Source organism: Streptomyces flaveolus (assembly GCF_014648815.1).
Lineage (GTDB): Bacteria > Actinomycetota > Actinomycetes > Streptomycetales > Streptomycetaceae > Streptomyces > Streptomyces flaveolus.
In genome coordinates, this window is sequence record NZ_BMRV01000019.1 from 18,886 (window position 1) to 41,595 (window position 22,710).

General features: G+C 73.0%; 16 protein-coding genes. 10 read left to right on the forward strand and 6 right to left on the reverse strand.

The genetic code is table 11. From position 1 onward, the window contains the following. Positions 1-25: 25 nt before the first annotated feature. Positions 26-487, forward strand: a complete 462-nt coding sequence (locus tag IEZ05_RS31840) for a hypothetical protein (RefSeq protein WP_229869956.1) — start codon at positions 26-28, stop codon at positions 485-487. Positions 488-546: 59 nt separating this feature from the next. Then, positions 547-1,656 carry a glycoside hydrolase family 26 protein gene (locus tag IEZ05_RS31845; RefSeq protein WP_189233775.1) on the forward strand — a complete coding sequence of 370 codons (1,110 nt, stop codon included), beginning with the start codon at positions 547-549 and terminating at the stop codon, positions 1,654-1,656. A gap of 33 nt (positions 1,657-1,689) precedes the next feature. Here IEZ05_RS31845 and IEZ05_RS31850 read toward each other — a convergent pair whose 3' ends face one another. Next, positions 1,690-3,969 (reverse strand): lipopolysaccharide biosynthesis protein, encoded by a 2,280-nt coding sequence (locus IEZ05_RS31850; RefSeq protein WP_189233776.1) that lies wholly within the window; start codon positions 3,967-3,969, stop codon positions 1,690-1,692. Beyond that, complete coding sequence (locus IEZ05_RS31855; protein WP_189233777.1) at positions 3,962-5,203, reverse strand: DegT/DnrJ/EryC1/StrS family aminotransferase; 1,242 nt, start codon at positions 5,201-5,203, stop codon at positions 3,962-3,964. Before IEZ05_RS31855 ends, IEZ05_RS31850 begins: the two co-directional genes overlap by 8 nt. A gap of 373 nt (positions 5,204-5,576) precedes the next feature. Here IEZ05_RS31855 and fahA point away from each other — a divergent pair, with 373 nt between their 5' ends. The 8 genes from fahA (at position 5,577) to IEZ05_RS31895 (ending at position 15,219) form a co-directional block, all read left to right on the forward strand. Next, positions 5,577-6,788: a fumarylacetoacetase gene (gene fahA / locus IEZ05_RS31860; RefSeq protein WP_189233778.1), complete on the forward strand. Its 1,212-nt coding sequence runs from the start codon at positions 5,577-5,579 to the stop codon at positions 6,786-6,788. 177 nt (positions 6,789-6,965) lie between these two features. Next, entirely contained in the window at positions 6,966-7,904 is a 939-nt protein-coding gene (locus IEZ05_RS31865; RefSeq protein ID WP_189233779.1) for a M56 family metallopeptidase, read from the forward strand. 489 nt (positions 7,905-8,393) lie between these two features. Then, the gene (locus IEZ05_RS31870; RefSeq protein ID WP_189233780.1) at positions 8,394-9,182 is read left to right on the forward strand and encodes a GntR family transcriptional regulator; all 789 of its coding nucleotides are present in this window, start codon (positions 8,394-8,396) and stop codon (positions 9,180-9,182) included. 34 nt (positions 9,183-9,216) lie between these two features. After that, positions 9,217-9,444: a 4Fe-4S dicluster domain-containing protein gene (locus IEZ05_RS31875; protein ID WP_010986276.1), complete on the forward strand. Its 228-nt coding sequence runs from the start codon at positions 9,217-9,219 to the stop codon at positions 9,442-9,444. A gap of 13 nt (positions 9,445-9,457) precedes the next feature. Further along, the gene (locus IEZ05_RS31880) at positions 9,458-10,813 is read left to right on the forward strand and encodes an ABC transporter substrate-binding protein (protein WP_189233781.1); all 1,356 of its coding nucleotides are present in this window, start codon (positions 9,458-9,460) and stop codon (positions 10,811-10,813) included. Further along, positions 10,810-11,712 (forward strand): ABC transporter permease, encoded by a 903-nt coding sequence (locus tag IEZ05_RS31885; RefSeq protein ID WP_189233782.1) that lies wholly within the window; start codon positions 10,810-10,812, stop codon positions 11,710-11,712. The genes IEZ05_RS31880 and IEZ05_RS31885 overlap by 4 nt, the downstream gene beginning before the upstream one ends. Next, a complete protein-coding gene (locus IEZ05_RS31890) occupies positions 11,690-12,478 on the forward strand; it encodes an ABC transporter ATP-binding protein (RefSeq protein WP_189233783.1) in 789 nt (262 codons plus the stop codon). The genes IEZ05_RS31885 and IEZ05_RS31890 overlap by 23 nt, the downstream gene beginning before the upstream one ends. 11 nt (positions 12,479-12,489) lie before the next feature. Next, the gene (locus IEZ05_RS31895; protein WP_189233784.1) at positions 12,490-15,219 is read left to right on the forward strand and encodes a fumarate reductase/succinate dehydrogenase flavoprotein subunit; all 2,730 of its coding nucleotides are present in this window, start codon (positions 12,490-12,492) and stop codon (positions 15,217-15,219) included. 33 nt (positions 15,220-15,252) lie between these two features. Here IEZ05_RS31895 and recQ read toward each other — a convergent pair whose 3' ends face one another. From recQ to nuoL, 4 genes are all read right to left on the reverse strand, one after another. Then, positions 15,253-17,277 carry a DNA helicase RecQ gene (recQ, locus tag IEZ05_RS31900; RefSeq protein WP_189233785.1) on the reverse strand — a complete coding sequence of 675 codons (2,025 nt, stop codon included), beginning with the start codon at positions 17,275-17,277 and terminating at the stop codon, positions 15,253-15,255. A gap of 227 nt (positions 17,278-17,504) precedes the next feature. Then, complete coding sequence (nuoN, locus tag IEZ05_RS31905; protein ID WP_189233786.1) at positions 17,505-19,163, reverse strand: NADH-quinone oxidoreductase subunit NuoN; 1,659 nt, start codon at positions 19,161-19,163, stop codon at positions 17,505-17,507. Next, complete coding sequence (locus IEZ05_RS31910; RefSeq protein WP_189233787.1) at positions 19,160-20,731, reverse strand: NADH-quinone oxidoreductase subunit M; 1,572 nt, start codon at positions 20,729-20,731, stop codon at positions 19,160-19,162. Before IEZ05_RS31910 ends, nuoN begins: the two co-directional genes overlap by 4 nt. Before the next feature lie 5 nt (positions 20,732-20,736). Then, a complete protein-coding gene (gene nuoL, locus IEZ05_RS31915) occupies positions 20,737-22,701 on the reverse strand; it encodes an NADH-quinone oxidoreductase subunit L (protein ID WP_189233788.1) in 1,965 nt (654 codons plus the stop codon). Between the last annotated feature and the right edge of the window lie 9 nt (positions 22,702-22,710).

Below are 22,710 nucleotides of genomic sequence, written 5' to 3' on the forward strand. Positions count from 1 at the left end.
CGACGAAGGGCAGTCAGGTCAGTCCATGAACACCATCCCGGACTCCGCGGACATCGACAGCAGCGCCGAGGCGGCGAAGGGCCTCAGAGTCACCCCGGCACACCTCAGGGTCTTCGTCGCCGCCTCGGGCTGGCTCGCCCTGGCCACCACGGCCCTGCCCGGCCCCTCGCCGCTGCGCTGGATACCGGTGCTGCTCTTCACCCTGTTCGGACCGGGCTGCGCGGCGCTGTATCCGCAGCCCGGCGGGCTGGCCGCCGGTGCCCGGCTGGAGGCCGTCGCGCTCGTCGCGCCGGTCAGCCTCTCGCTCGGCGTCCTGACCGCCACCTCGCTGTTCCTGGTGGAGGGCTTCTCGGCCACCGCGTTCCTCGTCTCGCTCGCCGTCTTCACCACGGTCACCGCGGCCCTGCCCGGGCTGCCGCTGCCCGCCGCCCGGCGCGGCGCGGTCGAACGCGCCAAACGCAGGCCGGCCGGCGGTGGCAGCGCATGACGGGCCGCCACCGGTCGGGCGGACCGCACACACCGTCCGTAACCCGCGGGGTGATCGACATGGAGGGCGCCGCGAAGCGCACCTACACGGCCGTCGTCCTGGTGGTGGTGGCCGCACTGCTCGCCGGACTCGGCATCTGGGCCAGCCGCTCCGAGGACCCGGAGCCGGCCGCCGCGGACGCCGTGCCCGGCAACGCCGCCTCGGGCGAGCTGCCCACCGGCCCCTGCGCCCCCACCGACACACTGGTCCCGCCCTGCGGGGCCTGGTGGGGCGCCTACGTGCCGTACGCCGGGAACGGCTCGCTCAAGGACGCCGTGCTCGGCTTCGAGAAGCGGATCGGCCGCAAGCTCGACCTCGTCTACAACTACCACGACATGTCGGGCTCCGAACTCGACGGGCAACTGCTCACGCCGGACGAGCAGGAACTCGGCAGGGACAGGCTGCTCATGCTGGCCTGGGAGTCCACCGTCTGGACCGAGCCGCACCACGAGAACTGGACGGAGACCCAGCTCGGCTGGAAGAACATCGCCTCCGGGAAGTACGACGAGGAGATCCTCGATCCGCAGATACGGCGCATCAAGGCCTACGGCAAGCGCGTCTTCCTCTCCTTCGACCAGGAGACCGACGCCCGCATCAAGGAAGGCGCGGGCACCCCGGAGGAGTTCGTCGCGGCGTACCGGCACCTGCACGACCGGTTCCGGGAACTGGGGGCCGACAACGTCGTGTGGGTGTGGACCGTCTCCGGCTACCTCGGCAGCGCGGACGAGATGAAGGCGCTCTACCCCGGGGACGCGTACGTCGACTGGATCGCCATGGACCAGTACAACTACTACCAGTGCCACGACACCACGGACTGGAAGGACTTCCTGCGCAGCCAGCAGCCCAGCTACACGTGGCTGCGCGCGCACATCACCGACGACAAGCCCGTGATGCTCGCCGAGTTCGCCACCGCGCCCGACGCCGCCAACCCCGTGCGCCAGCGCGACTGGTACACCCGGATCCCCGCCGACGTGAAGAAGCTGCCGCAGGTGAAGGCGCTGGTCCACTGGAACCGGCCGACCTCGGACAAGGCGGTGTGCGACCTCACCGTCAACGAGGGGCCGGGACTGGAGGGTTACCGGGAGGCCGGGGAGAACGGGTACTTCCACCAGCCGGTGCCGACCCGCTGACCGGGCCCCGGCCCGGTCCGGCCGGGGCCCGGCTCAGTGCCCCGGACGGCCTTCCGTGCCGCCGGGGCGCGGGAGTCTCCTCGCCGCCGCGGCACGGCCGAGCGGCACCAGCAGGACGAGCACCGTGAGCACGGCGAGCGCCGGCAGCGCGGCCGGTGCGAGCGTCTCCCGCCACACCCAGCCGCCCACCGCGACGAGATACAGCACGCCCCAGCGCAGCGCCCAGCCCAGCCGTCCGCCCACGCGGGCGAGCAGCAGCCACAGCGGCACGAGACACAGCAGCCAAAGGGCCGGCGGCCCCCACCGCAGCAGCGGCCCGGGCCCGTCGAGGCCCAGCGCCTCCGCCAGGAACCCCGCCGGTCCGTCGTACAACGCCCCACCGACCGGCCCCGGTTCCCAGCCGAGGGCCGCGGGCGCCGCGTGCAGTGCGATCAGCGCCGATCCCAGCGCGGCCCCGGGCAGCCACACCTCGCGCGCGGCGCACAGCGTCACCGACGCCACGAACACCACCAGCAGCACGCCTCCCGCTACGAGCGCCGGGGACGGCAGGCCCTCCAGCAGGCGGCGCCCGGTCAGCCCGGTCCCGCCGGCCGCGGACGCGCCGCCGAGCCGGGGCAGATCGCGCAGCGCCGCCCAGAAGACCACCGTGGCGACGGCGAGCAGGGACCACAGGGCGCCCCTCAGCCACCGCTCCGCGCGCTCGGCCGGCCCGGCCTCCGCGGGCTGCGCCGGTCCGTCGTGGCCGCCGGTCCCGGCCCCGGGGCCGGAGTCGTGAGGCCGCACGATCAGGGCCAGCGTGTCCGCCTGCAGCGCCTCGCGTTCGTAGCCGGGACGGCCGATGAACAGGGTGGCCGTGTCGCCGTCGGCGTCCTTCTGCTCGTAGGCGGCCCGGCGCGCCCACGTGGTGCCGTACCCGGCGGCCGCGTTCAGACGGGCCCAGCTGGTGCCGTAGTCGGGGCCGTCGGAGTCCCGGCCGCCGCGCGGTCTCCTGCCGCCGGTGCCGGCGCCGCCGCGCAGGGCGGACCGCAGACCGGGCGCGCAGCCCACGGCGACCAGCGTCATGCTCAGCAGCACCGCCCAGCCGGCGCCCGCGATCCCGGCCGGGGTGAACAGCGCGGCCGCGCTGCCCAGGACGAGGGTGCACATGGTGCCCTGCACGGCGGCGAGCACGCCGGTGCGTCCCTGGACGCGCAGCACGCCGATGTACAGCTCGACGACGATCCTCGGCAGCGCGCCGATGGCGAGCAGCCGCAGCACCGTGGAGCCGTGCTCGGCGTAGTCCGCGTCGAAGGGGGCGAGGATCTGCGGGGCGAAGACGACCAGGACCAGCACGACCGGCACCAGCAGCAGCGTCATGCGGCGCAGCGCCCCGCGGACGCCGTCGGCGAGGTGGCGGGGGTCGTGCGAGGCGTGCGCGGTGAGCGAGGAGGCCATGTTGATGGCCATGAACTCCATCGTGCCGCCGACCGTGTACGCCACGTAGAAGAAGCCGTTCTCCGCGGCGCTGAAGCGGACCGCGACCATCACCGGCAGCAGGTTGATCATCGCCAGGCTGAACAGCGCGCCCAGCGAGTCCCCCGCCAGGAAGCGGCCCATCTCTCGGGCCTTCGGCGGCTCCACGTCGTGGTCGGCGGCGGCCTGGCGCGGGATGAGCCTGCGGAAGATCAGCCAGCCGAGCGGCAGGGTGGAGAAGGCGATGGCCACGGCCCAGGACACGAAGATGCCGAGCACCGGCAGCGCGGAGGCGAAGACGGCCAGGAGGATCAGCTTGCCGACCGAGAACACCGCGTTCCCGGCCGGCACCCATTCGGCCTTGCGCAGTCCGGTCAGCACCCCGTCCTGGAGGGTGAGCAGCGCCCAGGCCACGCACGCGGCGACGAACAGGGCACCCGCCGCGGGGGTGCCGAGCGGCGCGTACGAGGCGCCCCACAGGTCGAGGGTGAGCAGGAAGACCACGGCGGCCACGACCACGACCACCGAACTGGCCACGTACGCACGCCGCACCAGGGGCCCGGTCGCCCGTCCGGCGCGCGGCACGAAGCGGACGACGGCGCCGATCATCGTGGTCGCCGTGATGCTGGCGAGCAGCCGCATGGCGGCGATGGCGGCCGAGCCCTGGCCGACGGCCTCCTCCGAGTAGTAGCGGGCGGCCACGAGCCAGAAGCCGAGGCCGAGCACGGCGGAGACGCCGGTGCTGAGCATGAGGAAGTAGGCGTTCTTGAACAGCGAGTCGGAGCCGTGCCCGCCCTCCGGCCGTTCCGGGTCGCCGCCGGCGGGTGCCGCGGCGGCCTCGTGCACCCGCGTCTCAGCCACGGGACGGTCCCGCCCCCTCCGGCGCCTCGGCAGGCCGCGCCCCGCACTCCTCCAGCACCCGGACGACCGCGCGGGCGCGCAGCGGGTCGACGGGCAGCGCGTGCCGCGCGAACCAGCGCGCCCCCTCGGGGCTGGGGGAGAGGTCGGTGAACTCCGCGCCCGCGTAGTCGTCCAGCGGCGGATCGTAGAGGTAGCCGACGACGATGCCCCGGCGGGCCAGCGCCCCGATCGCCGCGTCCCGGTCCGCCACGAACAGCGGTACGCGGAACAACGGCTGCGCCCCGTCCGGCCGCCGGCCGCCGGCCGGGTGCGCCCAGCGGGTCGACAGCAGCAGGTCCGTGCCCGCCCGGCAGCCCGCGAGCACGTCGTCCAGCCGGTCGAGTCCGCGCCCGACGCGCCCGAGCCGGAACCGGCCGGACCGCAGGCGGTAGTCGTGCATGTCGACGCGGACCCACGGGTCGTGCGCCTCCAGATCCGGTGCCGAGGCGACCGCCCGGGCCAGCTCGCCGGGCCTGAGCGGCATCCGGATCTCCTCGCGCTCCATCTTCCCCAGGAGCCGCAGCGTGGCCCAGGCCGCCCGTCTCAGCCGCAGACCGCGCACGGCCGCCTCCGCGTACGGCCGTACCGCGTAGGCGACCTCGGCCGTGGTCCGGCGCGGCAGCAGCAGGTCGTCGCAGGACTTCGCCAGGGCCTCCCGCAGCCCCGGGTCGGCGACCGAGAGGATCCCGCCGGCCTTGGCGCCGACGTGCTTGGACAGGCTGAACACGGACGCGTCGCCCCACGTGCCGACGGGCCGCCCGCCCACCTCGCTGCCGATGGCGTGCGCCGCGTCCTCGAACAGCGGGATGCCGAGCGCGTCGCAGCGCTCCCGCAGCCGGGGTGCCGGGTCCGGGTTGCCGTACAGATTGGTCGTCAGTACGGCGGACAGGGAACCCCACACCTCCTCGGGCACGGCATCGACGTCGATGGACGCGTCCAGCGGATTCAGCGGCGCCTGCACCGGCCGCAGCCCGGCGGCGAGGACGACGAAGAAGATGACGTCGTCGTTGACCGGCGACATCAGCACCCGGCCGCCCGGCGGGCACCAGTGACGCAGTGCCGCGTACAGCCCGAAACGGCACGACGGTACGTAGACGCATTCCCGGCCGAGTCGGCTGCGCATGGTCTCTTCGAGCCGCTCTCTCGGCTGCGAACCAGACCGCGCCGGACCCGGACCGGCCTCCCCTGTGGCCATCCGTCCCCCTGATGTGCCATCGGAACGCCCCCTCCCCGAGGCCTTCCGGCACCCGCCCAGAGTCGCCCCGTTCGCACCGCTCCGTCAAGATTGCGTCCCGGCCTGTGGACAACTTCCCGCACACGGACGGTGGCGCAGCGCCACCGTCCGGCCCGCTCCCGCGGGCGGAGCGGGCCGCCCCACGGGTCACTCTTCTCACCGTCCGCCCCGGCGCCGGGCCACTCGCCGCACGTCAGCCCGCCTGTCCCCGCCATGCCGCGCCGGTCGCCGCCACCTCTTCGGGCACTGCCCAAGACCCGGGTGCCACCCGTAACGTGTGGCGCGGCCACGGATCACGTGGCGCACGGCGAGCACGAAAGCGAGGCAGCACCCGATGCCCCCCTTCGATGTCCCCGAGGGCGATCCCTTCGGCCCGCACAACCTTCCGTACGGCGTGTTCTCGATCCGGGGCGCGCAGGAGCGGACGGTGGGCGTCCGACTCGGCGACCACGTCCTGGACGCGGGCGCGGCGGCCCACGCGCTCGGATCGCCGTACGCCTCACTGCTGGCGCGGCCGACGCTGAACCCGCTGCTGGCGGCCGGCCGCACCGCCTGGTCGGACGTGCGGCGCGCGCTGACGGCCTGGGTGACGGTCCCGTCCCACCGGGAGGCCCTGGAGCCGCTGTTCCACCCGCTGTCGTCGGTGACCCTGCACCTGCCCTTCGAGGTGGCGGACTACGTCGACTTCTACGCCTCCGAGAACCACGCCCGGAACGTCGGCCAGATCTTCCGCCCCGACGCCGAGGACTCCCTCACCCCGAACTGGAAGCACCTGCCGATCGGCTACCACGGCCGTTCCGGCACGGTCGTCGTGTCGGGCACGGACGTCGTACGGCCCTACGGGCAGCGCAAGGCCCCGGCCGACGCCGCTCCCGTCTTCGGCCCGTCCGTCCGCCTCGACATCGAGGCCGAGGTCGGCTTCGTGGTGGGCACACCGTCCGAGCTGGGCCGTCCGGTGCCGCTCGGCGACTTCCGCGAGCACGTCTTCGGGCTGTGCCTGCTCAACGACTGGTCCGCGCGGGACGTCCAGGCCTGGGAGTACGTCCCCCTCGGCCCGTTCCTCGGCAAGTCCTTCGCCACCTCGGTGTCGGCCTGGATCACGCCGCTGGACGCGCTGGACGAGGCGCGGGTGGCCCCGCCCGAGCGCACCCACGGGCTGCTGCCCTACCTGGACGACGCCGAGGAGGAACCGGGCGGCTACGACCTGCGGATCTCGGTCGCGGTCAACGGGCACGTGATCTCCGAGCCGCCCTTCTCCACCATGTACTGGACCGCCGCCCAGCAGCTGGCCCACATGACCGTCAACGGCGCCTCCCTGCGCACCGGCGACCTCTACGGCTCGGGCACGGTGAGCGGGCCCACCGAGCGGGAACGCGGGTCGCTGCTGGAGCTGACCTGGAACGGCCGCGATCCGCTGGAACTCCCCGACGGCAAGCGGACGTTCCTGGAGGACGGGGACGTGGTGACCCTGTCCGCGTGGGCACCGGGGCCGGGCGGCCTGCGGGTGGGACTCGGGGAGGTGACCGGGCGGGTGGTCGGACGGTAGGCACGTGCCGGGCGCGGGCCACGCCCCTGGCCCCCCGTACAGGAATCCGATGCCCGTCGGCACCTGACTCGCACCGCCCGTCCCCGTCATACTGGCGTCGGGCGGTGCACATCGCCGCGCAGCACCACAGCACCACAGCCAGAGCCGCCTTTCCGACCAGGATCCGGAGCCCGTGGCATGACCGTCTGCCTGCTCCTGCTGTTCGTCGTCGCCGTGACCGCCGCCGTGCCGGTGCCGCGCGCGCTGACCCGGTCCGCGTGGCCCGAGCGGGATCCCGTCGTCGCGCTGTGGGTGTGGCAGTGCCTGGTCGCCACCGTCCTGCTGTGCTGCCTGACGTCCCTCGTCCTCGGCGCCACCGCCGTCTTCGGCACGGTGCGCGCCCAGTTGTTCGCACCGGCGCCGCCCGCGGTGACCGCCGCCTACAACCTCTCCGCCGGCCCGCCCTGGGCGGCCGCCTTCACCCTGCTGCTGGCCGGGGGCGCCGCCTGGACGACCGCGATGCTCGTCCGCGAGCTCGTCGAGGCCCGCCGGCGCCGCGCCCGGTCCCGTGCGCACCTGCGCGAACGCGCCCCCGACCTGCCCGCCGGCCTCCCCCGGGCCCGCGGTCCCCTCCTCGTCCTGGAGGACGAGTACCCGGACGCCTGGTGGATGCCCGGCAGCCCGCCCCAGCTGATCGTCACCACGGGCGCCCTGCACCGCCTCACCGACCATCAGCTCGACGCCGTGCTCACCCATGAACGCGGTCACGCCCGGGCCCGCCACGACTGGCTGCTGCACCTGTCCACCGCCCTGGCCACCGGCTTCCCGCGGGTCCCGCTCTTCTCCCACTTCTGCGACCAGACGCACCGCCTGGTCGAACTCGCCGCCGACGACACCGCCTCCCGGCGCTGCGGCCACCTGACCACGGCCCTGGCCCTGATCGAGCTGAACCAGCACCGGGGCGTCCTGTCCTGCGCCTCCAGCCACCGCCTCCTCGGCGAACGGGTCGACCGTCTCCTGGAACCCCCGCCCCGCCTGACCCCCCGCGACCGGGCCCTGACCACGGCGACGGCCGCGCTGGTCCCCCTCCTCCCCCTCCTGATCACCTTCGCCCCGGGCCTGACGGCTCTGACGTAACCACTGCTCAACCGGTGCGACGGGCAGCCTCGACAGCCCTGTGCCGCCCGCGCGCGTGCGGTCGCCCCCGGGCGGCCACGACGGTGCCGCGCCGCCCTGGCCGCCCTGGCGGCGGGAGCCGCGGACAGTAGCCGTGCCGCGGGAGCCGCCGCGCCGCCGTAGCCGTAGCCGTAGCCGTAGCCGTAGCCGTAGGACATCGTGCCTCCCCAGTGCCTCAACTGGGCTGGGAGGTACTCCCAGGGGCGGCACGGGCGGGCGTGGCGGCACCCCGCTGCGCGGGCCACACACCCCACCCCCGCCCGGCGCCGGCGCTCCGCACCGCCAAACGCCGGACCCCCGCAACCGACCCCACCGGACACCCCGGCCCCGGTGGCGCATCTCCCCCCAGCCACCAGGAAACCCCAGCTCATCCCCACCCCCGGCGGAGCCCCCGGTGGCGCAACAATCCAGCAACACCGCAAACCCCACCGGATAGGTATGGTTCCAGCCATGCCCCCCACCGACCGCATCCGAGACCACGCCGGCCAGGGCGCGACCACCGTCGCCGCCCACCGCGCGCGGCGCCGGCTGCGCGCCGACCGGGCCCGCCAACTCGCCGACCTGCTCCGCCGCCAGATCCTCACGGAGGCCTTCCCCGACGCCACGCTCCCCCACGAGGACGCCCTCGCCACCGAGTACGGCGCCTCCCGCAACACCGTCCGCGAGGCACTGGACCTGCTCCGCGCCGAGGGCCTCGTCGCCCGCCAGCCCGGCGTCGGCACCGTGGTCGTGGCCCGCAAGTACGCCCACGGCCTGGACCGTCTGATGGGCCTGGCCGAAACCCTGCACGAACACGGCCGGGTCACCAACGAGGTCCGCACGACGGTCCCGGTCCGGGCACCCGCCCCGGTCGCCGAACGCCTCCACGTGCCACCCGGCACCGACGTCCTCTACATCGAGCGCCTGCGCCGCCTGAACGGCATCCCGCTCTCCCTCGACCTCACCTACCTGCCCCTCGACATCGGCACCGCCCTGCTCGGCACCGATCTGGAGAACACCGACGTCTTCCGCCTCCTGGAGTCCGTCACCGGCCGGCCCCTCGGCCACGCCGAGATCACCCTGGAGGCGGTCACCGCGGACGCGCACTGCTCCGCCGTGCTCGAGGCACCGCGCGGCACGGCGGTCCTCATGCTGGAACGCCTCACCCACCTCGCGGACGGCCGCCCCGTCGACCTGGAGTTCATCCGCTTCCGCGGTGACCGCATCGCGATGAGCGGCCTCCTGCACCGGTCCCGGTAACCACCCTCCTTCGCGCACATCCCTGGAGACAGCCATGCCCTTGGCGCCCCAGCGGGCCGACGTGCCCGTGACCATCGACGAGTCGAAGTGCATCGACGGCTGCACCCTCTGCGTGGACATGTGCCCGCTGGACTCCCTCGCCATCGACGAGAGCAACGGCAAGGCGTACATGCACGTCGACGAGTGCTGGTACTGCGGCCCGTGCGCCGCCCGCTGCCCCACCGGGGCCGTCACGGTCAACATGCCCTACCTGCTCCGGTGAGAGGCCGACTCCCATGAAACCCGAACGTTCCGCCGTCCTGGCCACCACGGCCGTCGCCACACTGCTCCTCCCCCTCACCGCCTGCGGCGGCGACGCGTCCGCCGACGGCTCGACGGTCACCGTGACCGTCGGCTACCAGTCCCGGACGATCAACACGGTCACGGCCGGCACCCTCCTGCGCTCCCTCGGCTACTTCGAGAAGCAGCTCAACGCCCTCGGAGACGGCGTCACCTACAAGGTGAACTGGCAGGACTACGCGACCGGCGCGCCCATCACCGCGCAGATGACCGCCGGGAAGATCGACATCGGCTCGATGGGCGACTTCCCGCTGCTCATCAACGCGGCCCGCGGCAAGCAGCTCGGCAAGCCGACCCGCCTGGTCTCGGTCACCGGCTACAACCTCCGCGGCGGCCTCAACACCATCGTCACCGCACCCGACTCGTCGCTCACCTCGCTCAAGGACCTCAAGGGCAAGAGGGTCTCGACCAGCGTCGGCTCGGCCGCCGACGGCACCCTCGTACGGGCGCTCCAGCGGGCCGGCCTCGACCCGGACGAGGACATCGAAAAGCTCAACCAGCAACCGGCCGTGGGCGCGTCCGCCCTGTCCTCGGGCAGCGCGGACGCCCTGTCGCAGTTCGTCGCCTGGCCGGGCCTGCTCGCCCAGCAGGGCAAGGCGAAGGCCCTGTACGACGGTGCGCAGCTGAACCTGCCCACCTTCCACGGGGTCACCGCCCGCGAGGACTTCGCGAAGAAGCGCCCGGCCGTGCTGGACGCCTTCCTGAAGGCCCAGACCCAGGCGACCGACTACCTGGACGCGCACCCGGTGGACGCCGCCGAGACGGTCGCGAAGGCCACCGGCCTCCCCGCCGAGGCCGTCTACCTCTACAACGGCGCCCAGGGCATCGCCACCTTCGATCCGGCGATCAAGCCCCAGCTCGTCGCCGCCCTGAAGGAGGACGTGTCGGTCCTCGAGGACGCGAAGCTGACCGGCGACGTGGACGTGGACGCCTTCGTCGACGACCGGTACGTGAAGAAGGCACTCGGCCCCACCGCGTACGCCGAACGGCTCGCCTCCGCACCCCCGAAGCCGGCCGGCGAGGTCTGGCCGAAGGGCGCGCGCAAGACGCTCCCCTTCACCTCCCCCACCGCCCTGCTGCGGCACGTCGCCGCCCACCGCGACGACGTCCGGGCCGCCTACGTCCCCGACACCACCACCGGCACCCTGTGGTTCGCCGACCGGTCGGTGTGGGTGGCCGACGGCGACGAACTGCTGCCGTTCGTCACACCGGCGACCGCCGAGGCGTACCGTGCCGGACACGGCGGAGCACGCGTCGTCTCGTACGCCGAGGCACTGGAGCGCGCGTCGTGACCCGGTACGCGCTGCGCGTCGCCTCGCTCGCCGCCGCCCTCGGTCTCTGGCAGCTGCTGACCAGCCGGGACATCGACCTCTGGCTGCGCTTCTCGCAGTTCCCCACCGTCACCGACGTGGCCCGCACCTTCGCCGACCGGCTGGCCGGCCCCGACTACTGGACGGACCTCACCGACAGCCTCACCCGCATCCTCACCGGCTTCCTGCTCGCCGCCGTCCTGGGCGTGGCCACCGGCGTGCTCGTGGCCCGCTCGCGGCTCGCCGAGGACCTCCTCGGCCCGGTGCTGGAAGTGATCCGCCCCATCCCGGCCATCGCCCTGGTCCCCGTCGCGATCCTCCTCTTCCCCTCCAACGAGCAGGGCATCGTCTTCATCACCTGCACCGCCGCCTTCTTCCCCGTCCTGGTCTCCACCCGGCACGCGGTCCGCGCGCTGACCCCCGTGTGGGAGGAGGCGGTGCGCACAATGGGCGGCGGCCGGTGGCGGGTGCTCGCCTCGGTCGTCCTGCCGGGCGCGCTGCCCGGCGTCTTCGGCGGGCTGTCGGTCGGGATCGGCGTGTCGTGGATCTGCGTGATCTCCGCCGAGATGATCTCCGGCCAGTACGGCGTCGGGTACCGCACCTGGCAGGACTACACCGTCGTCGACTATCCGGGCGTGTTCGTCGGCATGGTCACCATCGGGGTCCTGGGCTGGCTGACCTCCACGGCCGTGGAGCTGCTGGGCCGCCGCCTGACCCGCTGGCTGCCGCGCGCGTCGTACGTGCCCGGCGCCGCCCGCTCCCGGTCCGCGCGGGCCGGCACGGCCGCACCCTCCGCCCGCGCCGACGCACCCGCCGTGCCCGCCGTACGCAAGGGCACCGAGCCCGAGGAGGCACGCGATGAGCACCTCGTCCGAGACTGAGACCCGTGCGGCCGCCGGCCCCCGGAGCCCCTCGCGCGGCACCCGCCTCGCCCTGCGCGGCGCCGTCCTCGGCCGCCCGGACGCCCCCGCGCTGACCGGTGTGGACGTCGACGTCTCCCCGGGCGGGATCCTCACCGTGGTCGGCCCGTCGGGCTGCGGCAAGTCGACGCTGCTGCGCACCCTGGCCGGGCTGCTGCCCCCGCTGGCCGGGTCCGCCGAACAGGACGGCCTGCGGATCGACGGACCGGGGGCGGACCGCGCGCTGGTCTTCCAGGAGGACGCCCTCCTGCCCTGGCGCTCGCTGCGCGCCAACGTCGAACTCCCCCTCGCCATCCAGGGCCTGCCCCGCGCCGAGCGCCGGGCACAGGCGGCCACCTGGCTGGAACGGGTCGGACTCACCGCGCACGCCCGGCAGTTGCCGCACCGCGTCTCCGGGGGCCAGCGCCAGCGCGCCCAGCTCGCCAGGGCCCTCGCCGCGCGCCCCCGGGCCGTCCTGATGGACGAGCCCTTCGGCGCCCTCGACGCCCAGACCCGCGCCGGCATGCAGGACCTGCTGGTCGAGGTGCTGCGCGGCACGGGTGCGACCGTCGTCTTCGTCACCCACGACGTGGACGAGGCCCTGTTCCTCGGCGACCGGGTCGCCCTGCTCGGTTCCGGCCGGCTCACCGCCGTACGCGACGTGCCCCGCCCCCGGGACCGCACCGCGCACGACGACCCGGCCCGCGTGGCGCTGCGGCGCGACGTCCTGACATCCCTCGGCACCTGAAAGGCCCTCTGGTGGAGATCCCCGCCCTCACCGACGCCGAAGAACTCACCTGCGACGTCCTCGTCATCGGCGGCGGCACCGCCGGCACCATGGCCGCGCTGACCGCCGCCGAGCAGGGCGCGGACGTACTGCTGCTGGAGAAGGCCCACGTCCGCCACTCCGGCGCCCTCGCCATGGGCATGGACGGCGTGAACAACGCCGTCATCCCCGGCCGTGCCGAACCCGACGACTACGTCGCCGAGATCACCCGCGCCAACGACGGCATCGTCGACCAGTCCACCGTCCGCCAGACCGCCACCCGCGGCTTCGCCATGGTCCAGCGGCTGGAGTCGTACGGGGTCAAGTTCGAGAAGGACGAGCACGGCGACTACGCGGTCCGCCAGGTGCACCGGTCCGGCTCCTACGTGCTGCCGATGCCGGAGGGCAAGGACGTCAAGAAGGTCCTCTACCGGCAGCTCCGGCGGCGCGAGATGCGGGAGCGGATCCGCATCGAGAACCGCGTGATGCCGGTACGGGTCCTGACGGCGGAGGGCCGGGCGGTGGGCGCGGCCGGCTTCAACACCCGCACGGGGCGGTTCGTGACCGTCCGCGCGGGCGCCGTGATCCTGGCGACCGGCGCCGCCGGCCGGCTCGGCCTGCCCGCCTCCGGCTACCTCTACGGCACCTACGAGAACCCCACCAACGCGGGCGACGGCTACGCCATGGCCTACCACGCGGGCGCCGAACTGACCGGCATCGAGTGCTTCCAGATCAACCCGCTGATCAAGGACTACAACGGTCCGGCCTGCGCCTACGTCGCCAACCCCTTCGGCGGCTACCAGGTCAACCGGCACGGCGAGCGCTTCGTCGACTCCGACTACTGGTCGGGCCAGATGATGGCCGAGTTCGCGGCGGAGGTCGCCAGCGACCGCGGCCCGGTGTACCTGAAGCTCAGCCACCTGCCGGAGGAGTCGGTCTCCGCCCTGGAGTCGATCCTGCACTCCACCGAACGCCCTACCCGCGGAACCTTCCACGCGGGCCGCGGCCACGACTACCGCACCCACGACGTCGAGATGCACATCTCCGAGATCGGCCTGTGCGGCGGCCACTCCGCCTCCGGCGTCCGCGTCGACGACCACGCCCGCACCACCGTCCCCCGCCTCTACGCCGCCGGAGACCTGGCCTGCGTGCCGCACAACTACATGATCGGAGCGTTCGTCTTCGGCGACCTGGCGGGCGCCGACGCCGCCCGGTACCGGCCGTACGAGGGCGAGTTGCCGGCCGACCAGCTGCACGCCGCGCACGAACTGGTCTACCGCCCGCTGCGCAACCCCGACGGCCCGCCGCAGCCCCAGGTCGAGTACAAACTGCGCCGCTTCGTGAACGACTACGTGGCCCCGCCGAAGTCCGGGGCGCGGCTGTCGCTGGCCCTGGAGTCCTTCGAGCGGATGCGCGCGGACATCGCGGCTATGGGCGCCCGCACCCCGCACGAGCTGATGCGCTGCGCCGAGGTCGACTTCATCCGCGACTGCGCGGAGATGGCCGCCCGGGCCTCCCTGGCCCGCACGGAGTCCCGCTGGGGCCTCTACCACGAGCGCGTCGACATCCCCGAGCGCGACGACGTCTCCTGGTTCCACCACCTCGATCTGCACAAGTCCCCCTCCGGTGCGATGGAGTTCACGGCCCGTCCCGTGGCTCCCTATCTGGTGCCGGTCGACGAGTTCACGCCGGTCGGCGGCCTCTCCCGGCACCTCGGCGAGGTGCACCCGGAGCAGGTGGCGACGGCCGGCGCACGCGACGCCGCGCCCCGCGCCACGGGCACGCTGCCCACGGTGGCCCCGGGCGCCGGCGGCCACGGGACCGCCGAGTCGGCCGCGACGTCCTCCCCCCGGCTGCTGGAACTGCTGGCCCTGGCGGAGAACGAGCCCGAACTCGCCGCCCTCCGCCCGTACCTGTCCGACCCCGACCCCGCCGTCCGGCGCACGGCGGTCACCGTGCTGACCGAGACCGTGCCCGCCGGCACCGGTCCGGCGCTCGCCACCGCCCTGTCCGACCCGGACGGCGAGGTACGCGCCGCCGCCGCGGCCTCGCTGCGCGAGCTGGCCGAGACGCTGGCACCCGAACCGGCGCTGGGCGAGCCCCTCGTCCGGGCGCTGGACCGGTCCGACCCCGTGGTCCGGGCCACCGCGCTCGACCTGCTGCGCGTCCTGCGGCTGGGCGACCCCGGCACGTTCGCCGGGGCCCTCGGCGATCCGGACACCTCCGTGCGTATCGAGGCCGTGCGCGGGCTGGTCTCCCTGGACGCCGCGGAGTCGCTCTCACCGGCTGCCGGGGACCCGTCCCGCGAGGTCCGGGTGGCCGTCGCCAAGGCGCTGGGCACACTGCGGGCGGCCCCCCTCGCGGGCGGCGCTCACGACCGGCTCACCGAGGACTCCGACGCCCTGGTCCGGGGCGCGGCCTTCGCGGCGCTGGCGGAGACGGGCTGCCCGGCCCCCCTGGCGGCACGGGCGGTCGCCGCGCTGTCCGACCCGGCCTGGCAGGTGCGGGCGGGCGCGGCCACCGCGCTGTCCGCCGCCGCGTCCGGCGCCGCGGTCCCCGTCCTCGCCGAGGTCCTCGCCGATCCGAACGCCGACGTCCGCAAGGCGGCCGTCCTGGCCCTGACCCGGCACACGGCCACCACCGAGGACGCCCGGACGGCGCTCGCGACCGTCACGAGCGACACGGACGCCGACGTCAGGGCATACGCGACCCGGGCGTTGTGACGCCGCGGACGCGGCGGCCCTGCCGGCGAGTCCCTATATCCAGTCCTCAGGCTCCGGCTCGGGCTCGTGCTCGTGCTCGTGCTCGGGCCAGTCGTCCGCGCCGGTTCCCGAGGAGGAACCTGTGCCCGGGCCGGAGGAACCTGTGCCCGGGCCGGCCGACGGAGCCGGCGCGGGCGCCGTGGCAGCGGCCGGTCCGCCCAGACCCGCCAGCACCTCGACCACACCCTCCCCGTACGTCGCCAGCTTCTTCTCGCCGACTCCGCTGATGCCCCCGAGCTGCCCGACCGAGGTGGGCCAGACGGTGGCGATCTCCCTCAGGGTGGCGTCGTGGAAGATGACGTACGCCGGGACGCCCTGCTCCCGGGCCTGCTCCGCGCGCCAGGCACGCAGCGCCTCGAAGGCGGGCTGCAGCTCCGGGGGCAGTTCGACCGCGGCGGCCTTGGCCTTGCGGTCGCCGCGTCCGCCGCCCGCCGACTTGGCGGTGGCCGGCTTCTTGGGTTCCTTGCGCAGCGGCACCTCCCGCTCGCGCCGCAGCACCGCCCCGCTGTCCTCGGTCAGCACCAGCGTGCCGTACTCGCCCTCGACCGCGAGCAGCCCCTGGGCCAGCAGCTGCCGGGTGACGCCCCGCCACTCGCCCTCGGTCAGCTCCTCGCCGATGCCGAAGACGGAGAGCTGGTCGTGGTCGAACTGGATCACCTTGGCCGTGCGCTTGCCCAGCAGGATGTCGATGATCTGGCCGGCGCCGAACTTCTGCCCGCGCTCCCGCTTCAGCCGCACCACGGTCGACAGGACCTTCTGCGCCGCCACCGTGCCGTCCCAGGTCTCGGGCGGGGAGAGGCAGGTGTCGCAGTTGCCGCAGCCGGCCGGGTCCGGGTCCTGTCCGAAGTAGGCGAGGAGCTGCCCGCGGCGGCACCGGACGGTCTCGCACAGGGCGAGCATCGCGTCCAGGTGGGACTGGGCCCGGCGGCGGAACGCCTCGTCGCCCTCACCGGACTGGATCAGCTTGCGCTGCTGTACGACGTCGTTGAGCCCGTACGCCATCCAGGCCGTCGACGGCAGCCCGTCCCGGCCGGCGCGGCCGGTCTCCTGGTAGTAGCCCTCGACCGACTTGGGCAGGTCGAGGTGCGCGACGAAGCGGACGTCCGGCTTGTCGATGCCCATGCCGAAGGCGATGGTCGCCACGACCACCAGGCCCTCCTCGCGCAGGAACCTCGACTGGTGCGCCGCGCGGGTGCCCGCGTCCAGGCCCGCGTGGTACGGCACGGCCTCGATGCCGTTGCGCGACAGGAACTCGGCGGTCTTGTCGACGGAATTGCGCGAGAGGCAGTAGACGATGCCCGCGTCCCCGGCGTGCTCCTCGCGCAGGAAGTTCAGCAGCTGCTTCCTGGGGTCGGTCTTCGGCACGATCCGGTACTGGATGTTGGGCCGGTCGAAGCTGGCCACGAAGTGCCGCGCCGCCGGCATGTTCAGCCGCTCGGTGATCTCGCGGTGGGTGGCGTGCGTGGCCGTCGCCGTGAGCGCGAGCCGGGGCACGTCCGGCCAGCGCTCGCCGAGCAGGGACAGGGCCAGGTAGTCGGGCCGGAAGTCGTGGCCCCACTGGGAGACGCAGTGCGCCTCGTCGATCGCGAAGAGGGAGATCTTGCCGCGGGAGAGCAGGTCGAGGGTGCTCTCCAGCCGCAGCCGCTCGGGCGCCAGGTACAGCAGGTCCAGCTCACCGGCGAGGAACTCGGCCTCCACCACCCGCCGCTCGTCGAAGTCCTGCGTGGAGTTCATGAACCCGGCCTGCACCCCGAGGGCGCGCAGCGCGTCCACCTGGTCCTGCATCAGGGCGATGAGCGGCGAGACCACGATGCCCGTGCCGGGCCTGACCAGGGCCGGGATCTGGTAGCACAGCGACTTGCCGCCGCCGGTGGGCATGAGCACGACGGCGTCGCCGCCCGCCACCACGTGGTCGACGACCGCCTCCTGCTCACCGCGGAAGGCCTCGTACCCGAAGACCCGGTGCAGCGTGGCCAGCGTCTCGCTGTCCAGCCGTCCGGCCTCTGCCGTCTCTGTCATCTCGCCGATCACGCCCATCGTCCCGTCCCCCGTACGTCCTGCCGCGCCCGTCCTGTCCCGACCACTGCCTCAACGATAGGGGCCCGCGCCGACAGCCCCGGAGTTGTCCACAGGCTCCGGTGCCGGAGCGAAGGCCGAGGCTGCCCCGGTCCGGCCCGGGACGGACCAGCGGCCCGGCACCCACGGAGAGGTGCCGGGCCGCTGCCGTGAAAGGCGCGGGCGCCGCGTCAGCGCACGAACACCCCCGCCTGTCCGGCCAGGTCCAGGAAGTACTGCGGCGCCACGCCGAGGACCACCGTGACCGCCACTCCGACGCCGATCGCCGTCATGGTCAGCGGGGACGGCACCGCGACGGTCGGCCCCTCGGGCCGCGGCTCGCTGAAGAACATCAGCACGATCACGCGGATGTAGAAGAACGCCGCGATCGCCGACGAGATCACACCGATCACGACCAGCGGGGCCGCGCCGCCCTCCGCCGCCGCCTTGAACACGGCGAACTTGCCCGAGAAACCGGAGGTCAGCGGGATGCCGGCGAACGCCAGCAGGAACACCGCGAACACGGCCGCCACCAGCGGCGACCTGCGCCCGAGCCCCGCCCACTTCGACAGGTGCGTCGCCTCACCGCCCGCGTCGCGCACCAGCGTGACCACCGCGAAGGCGCCGATCGTCACGAAGGAGTACGCGGCCAGGTAGAAGAGGACGGACGAGACGCCGTCCGGCGTGGTCGCGATGACACCCGCGAGGATGAAGCCCGCGTGCGCGATCGACGAGTACGCCAGCAGCCGCTTGATGTCCGTCTGGGTGATCGCGACGATCGCGCCGCCCAGCATGGTGACGATCGCCACGGCCCACATCACCGGCCGCCAGTCCCAGCGCAGGCCGGGCAGGACGACGTAGAGGATGCGCAGCAGGGCGCCGAAGGCCGCGACCTTGGTCGCCGCCGCCATGAAGCCGGTCACCGGCGTCGGCGCGCCCTGGTACACGTCCGGCGTCCACATGTGGAACGGCACCGCGCCCACCTTGAACAGCAGGCCCATGACGATCAGCGCGGACCCGACGAGCAGCAGCGCGTCGTTGCCCATGGTCCCGGCGAGCGCCGGGGTGACGTTCTGCACGGTGCCGTCGACGACCTGCGCGATCGTGCCGTACGACATCGAGCCCGAGTAGCCGTAGAGCAGGGCGATGCCGAACAGGGTGAACGCGGAGGCGAACGCGCCGAGCAGGAAGTACTTGACCGCCGCCTCCTGCGACAGCAGCCGCTTGCGCCGGGCCAGCGCGCACAGCAGGTACAGCGGGAGGGAGAAGACCTCCAGGGCGACGAACAGCGTCAGCAGGTCGTTGGCCGCCGGGAAGATCAGCATGCCGGCGACGGCGAAGAGCAGCAGCGGGAACACCTCGGTGGTGGTGAACCCGGCCTTCACCGCCTTCTGCTCGCTCTCGCTGCCCGGCACGGACGCGGCCTGCGCGGCGAAGGAGTCGACGCGGTTGCCGTGCGTCTCCGGGTCGAGCCGCCGCTCGGCGAAGGTGAACACGCCGACCAGCGCCGCCAGCAGGATCGTGCCCTGCAGGAAGAGGGCCGGTCCGTCGACGGCGATGGCGCCCATCGCCGCGATGCCCGCCTTGGTCGTGCCGTATCCGCGCGCCGCGAGCGCGACGACCGCGGCGAAGGCGGCGACGAGCGCGACGACGGACACGAAGATCTGTGCGTAGTAGCGGGACCTGCGCGGCACGAAGGCCTCGACCAGGATTCCGACGATCGCCGCGCCGATGACGATGAGCGTGGGCGCGAGCTGCCCGTACTCGATCTTCGGTGCGTCGATCTTCGCGATCGGGTCGGCCGCCGTTGCCGCCGTTGTCCACAGGCTGTGGACGGCTGATGCGCTCACTTGGCCGCCTCCACCTCGGGCTGGGGGTCCTTCTTGTGTACGTCGGACATGGTCTGCTGCACCGCCGGGTTGACGATGTCCGTGATGGGCTTCGGGTAGACGCCCAGGAAGATCAGCAGCGCCACCAGCGGTGCCACGACCACCAGCTCACGCACCCGCAGGTCGGGCATGGCCGTCACCTCGGGCTTCACCGGCCCGGTCATCGTCCGCTGGTACAGGACGAGGGTGTAGAGCGCGGCGAGGACGATGCCGAAGGTGGCGATGATGCCGATCACCGGATAGCGCGTGAACGTCCCCACCAGCACCAGGAACTCGCTGACGAAGGGCGCGAGACCCGGCAGCGACAGGGTGGCCAGGCCACCGATCAGGAACGTGCCGGCGAGCACCGGGGCGACCTTCTGCACACCGCCGTAGTCGGCGATGAGCCGCGAGCCGCGCCGGGAGATCAGGAAGCCGGCGATCAGCATCAGCACGGCCGTCGAGATGCCGTGGTTGACCATGTACAGGGTCGCGCCGGACTGGCCCTGGCTGGTCATCGCGAAGATGCCCATGATGATGAAGCCGAAGTGCGAGATCGACGCGTAGGCGATCAGACGCTTGATGTCGCGCTGGCCGACCGCGAGCAGCGCCCCGTAGATGATGCTGATCACCGCCAGGACGAGGATCGCGGGCGTCGCCCACTTGCTCGCCTCCGGGAACAGCTGCAGGCAGAAGCGGAGCATCGCGAAGGTGCCGACCTTGTCGACGACGGCCGTGATGAGCACCGCGACCGGCGCGGTGGCCTCCCCCATCGCGTTGGGCAGCCAGGTGTGCAGCGGCCACAGCGGCGCCTTCACCGCGAAGGCGAAGAAGAAGCCCAGGAACAGCCAGCGTTCGGTGTTGGTCGCCATGTCCAGCGACCCGTTGGCCCGCGCCTCGGCGATCTCGGTGAGGGAGAAGTTCCCGGCGACCACGTACAGCCCGATCACCGCGGCCAGCATGACCAGACCGCCGGCCAGGTTGTAGAGGAGGAACTTCACCGCCGCGTACGACCGCTGCGTGGCGGCCGTCTTCTCACCGTGCTCGTGGGCCCGGTCCCCGAAGCCGCCGATCAGGAAGTACAGCGGGATCAGCATGGCTTCGAAGAAGATGTAGAAGAGGAAGACGTCGGTGGCCTCGAAGGAGATGATCACCATCGCCTCGACGGCCAGGATCAGGGCGAAGAAGCCCTGCGTCGGCCGCCACCGCTTGCTGCCGGTCTCCAGCGGGTCGGCGTCGTGCCAGCCCGCGAGGATGATGAAGGGGACGAGCAGGGCGGTCAGCGCGATGAGCGCCACGGCGATGCCGTCCACGCCCAGTTCGTACCGCACCCCGAAGTCCGCGATCCAGGAGTGCGACTCGGTGAGCTGGTAGCGGTCGCCGTCGGGGTCGAAGCGGACGACCACCAGCTCGGCGAGGACGAAGGTGGCGATCGAGAAGGCCAGCGCCAGCCACTTGGCGAAGCCGCGTTTCGCGGCCGGCACGGCGGCCGTGGCGATCGCCCCGACGGCCGGGACCACCGCCGTCGCTGTCAGCAGGGGAAAGGACATCGGTATCAGACCGCCCTCATCAGCAGGGTCGCGGCGACGAGGACCGCCGCACCGCCGAACATCGAGACCGCGTACGAGCGCGCGAAGCCGTTCTGCAGCTTGCGCATCCGCCCGGACAGGCCGCCGACCGAGGCCGCCGTGCCGTTGACGACTCCGTCGACCAGGGTGTGGTCGACGTAGACCAGCGAGCGCGTGAGGTGCTCGCCGCCGCGGACCAGGACGACGTGGTTGAAGTCGTCCTGGAGCAGGTCGCGCCGGGCGGCCCGGGTGAGCAGCGACCCTCGCGGGGCGACGGCCGGGACCGGACGCCGTCCGTACTGCGCCCAGGCGATCGCCACGCCGATGACCATGCAGGCCACGGTGGCCCCGGTGACCACCCCGGCGCTGATCGGCGCGTCACCGTGGCTGTGCCCGGTGATGGGCTCGAGCCAGTGCAGGAAGCGGTCGCCGATGCTGAAGAAGGCGCCGCCCGCCACCGATCCGACGGCCAGCACGATCATCGGGATCGTCATGGTCTTCGGGGACTCGTGCGGGTGCGGCGGTTCGTACTCGCCGCGCGTCTCGGCGGCCGGCTCCACGTCGGGCTCGGCCGGGGACGGCGTCGGGGCCTTGCGCCAGCGCTCCTCGCCGAAGAACGTCATCAGCATCACGCGCGTCATGTAGTACGCGGTGATGGCCGCGCCCAGCAGGGCGCAGGCGCCGAGGATCCAGCCCTCGGTGCCGCCCTTGGCGAACGCCGCCTCGATGATCTTGTCCTTGGAGAAGAAGCCGGACAGGCCCGGGAAGCCGATGATGGCGAGGTAGCCGAGGCCGAAGGTGACGAAGGTGACCGGCATGTACGTGCGCAGGCCGCCGTAGCGGCGCATGTCGACCTCGTCGTTCATGCCGTGCATGACGGAGCCGGCGCCGAGGAACAGCCCGGCCTTGAAGAAGCCGTGCGTCACCAGGTGCATGATCGCGAAGACGTAGCCGATGGGGCCGAGGCCCGCCGCCAGCACCATGTAGCCGATCTGCGACATGGTCGAGCCGGCCAGCGCCTTCTTGATGTCGTCCTTCGCGCAACCGACGATCGCACCGAACAGCAGCGTGACCGCGCCGACGATCGTGACCACCAGCTGGGCGTCCGGAGCGCCGTTGAAGACGGCTGCCGAGCGGACGATCAGATACACACCCGCGGTCACCATGGTCGCGGCGTGGATGAGGGCGGAGACCGGGGTCGGGCCCTCCATCGCGTCACCGAGCCAGGACTGCAGCGGCACCTGGGCGGACTTGCCGCAGGCGGCGAGCAGCAGCATCAGCGCGATCGCGGTGAGCTTGCCCTCGCCGGCCTGTCCCGCGAGGCCGGGCTCCTCCAGCGAACCGAGCACCGGCCCGAAGGCGAAGGTGCCGAACCAGAGGAACATCAGCATGATCGCGATCGACAGGCCCATGTCGCCGACGCGGTTGACCAGGAAGGCCTTCTTCGCGGCCGTGGCCGCGCTGGGCTTGTGCTGCCAGAAGCCGATCAGCAGGTAGGAGGCGAGACCGACGCCCTCCCAGCCGACGTACAGCAGCAGGTAGTTGTCGGCGAGGACGAGGATCAGCATCGCCGCGAGGAACAGGTTCAGATAGCCGAAGAAGCGGCGGCGCCGCTCGTCGTGCTCCATGTACGCGACCGAGTACAGGTGGATCAGCGAGCCGACGCCGGTGATCAGCAGGACGAACGTCATCGACAGCTGGTCGAGCCGGAAGGCGACGTCGGCCTGGAATCCCTCCACCGGGATCCAGCTGAACAGGTGCTGCGTCAGGGTGCGGTCCTCGGCGCCGCTGCCGAGCATGTCGGCGAAGAGGACGACGCCGATCACGAAGGACGCGGCGGCCAGCAGCGTGCCGATCCAGTGGCCGACGGCGTCCAGCCGACGGCCACCGCAGAGCAGGACCGCCGCTCCGAGCAGAGGCGCCGCCACCAGCAGCGCAATCAGGTTCTCCACGTTTCAGCC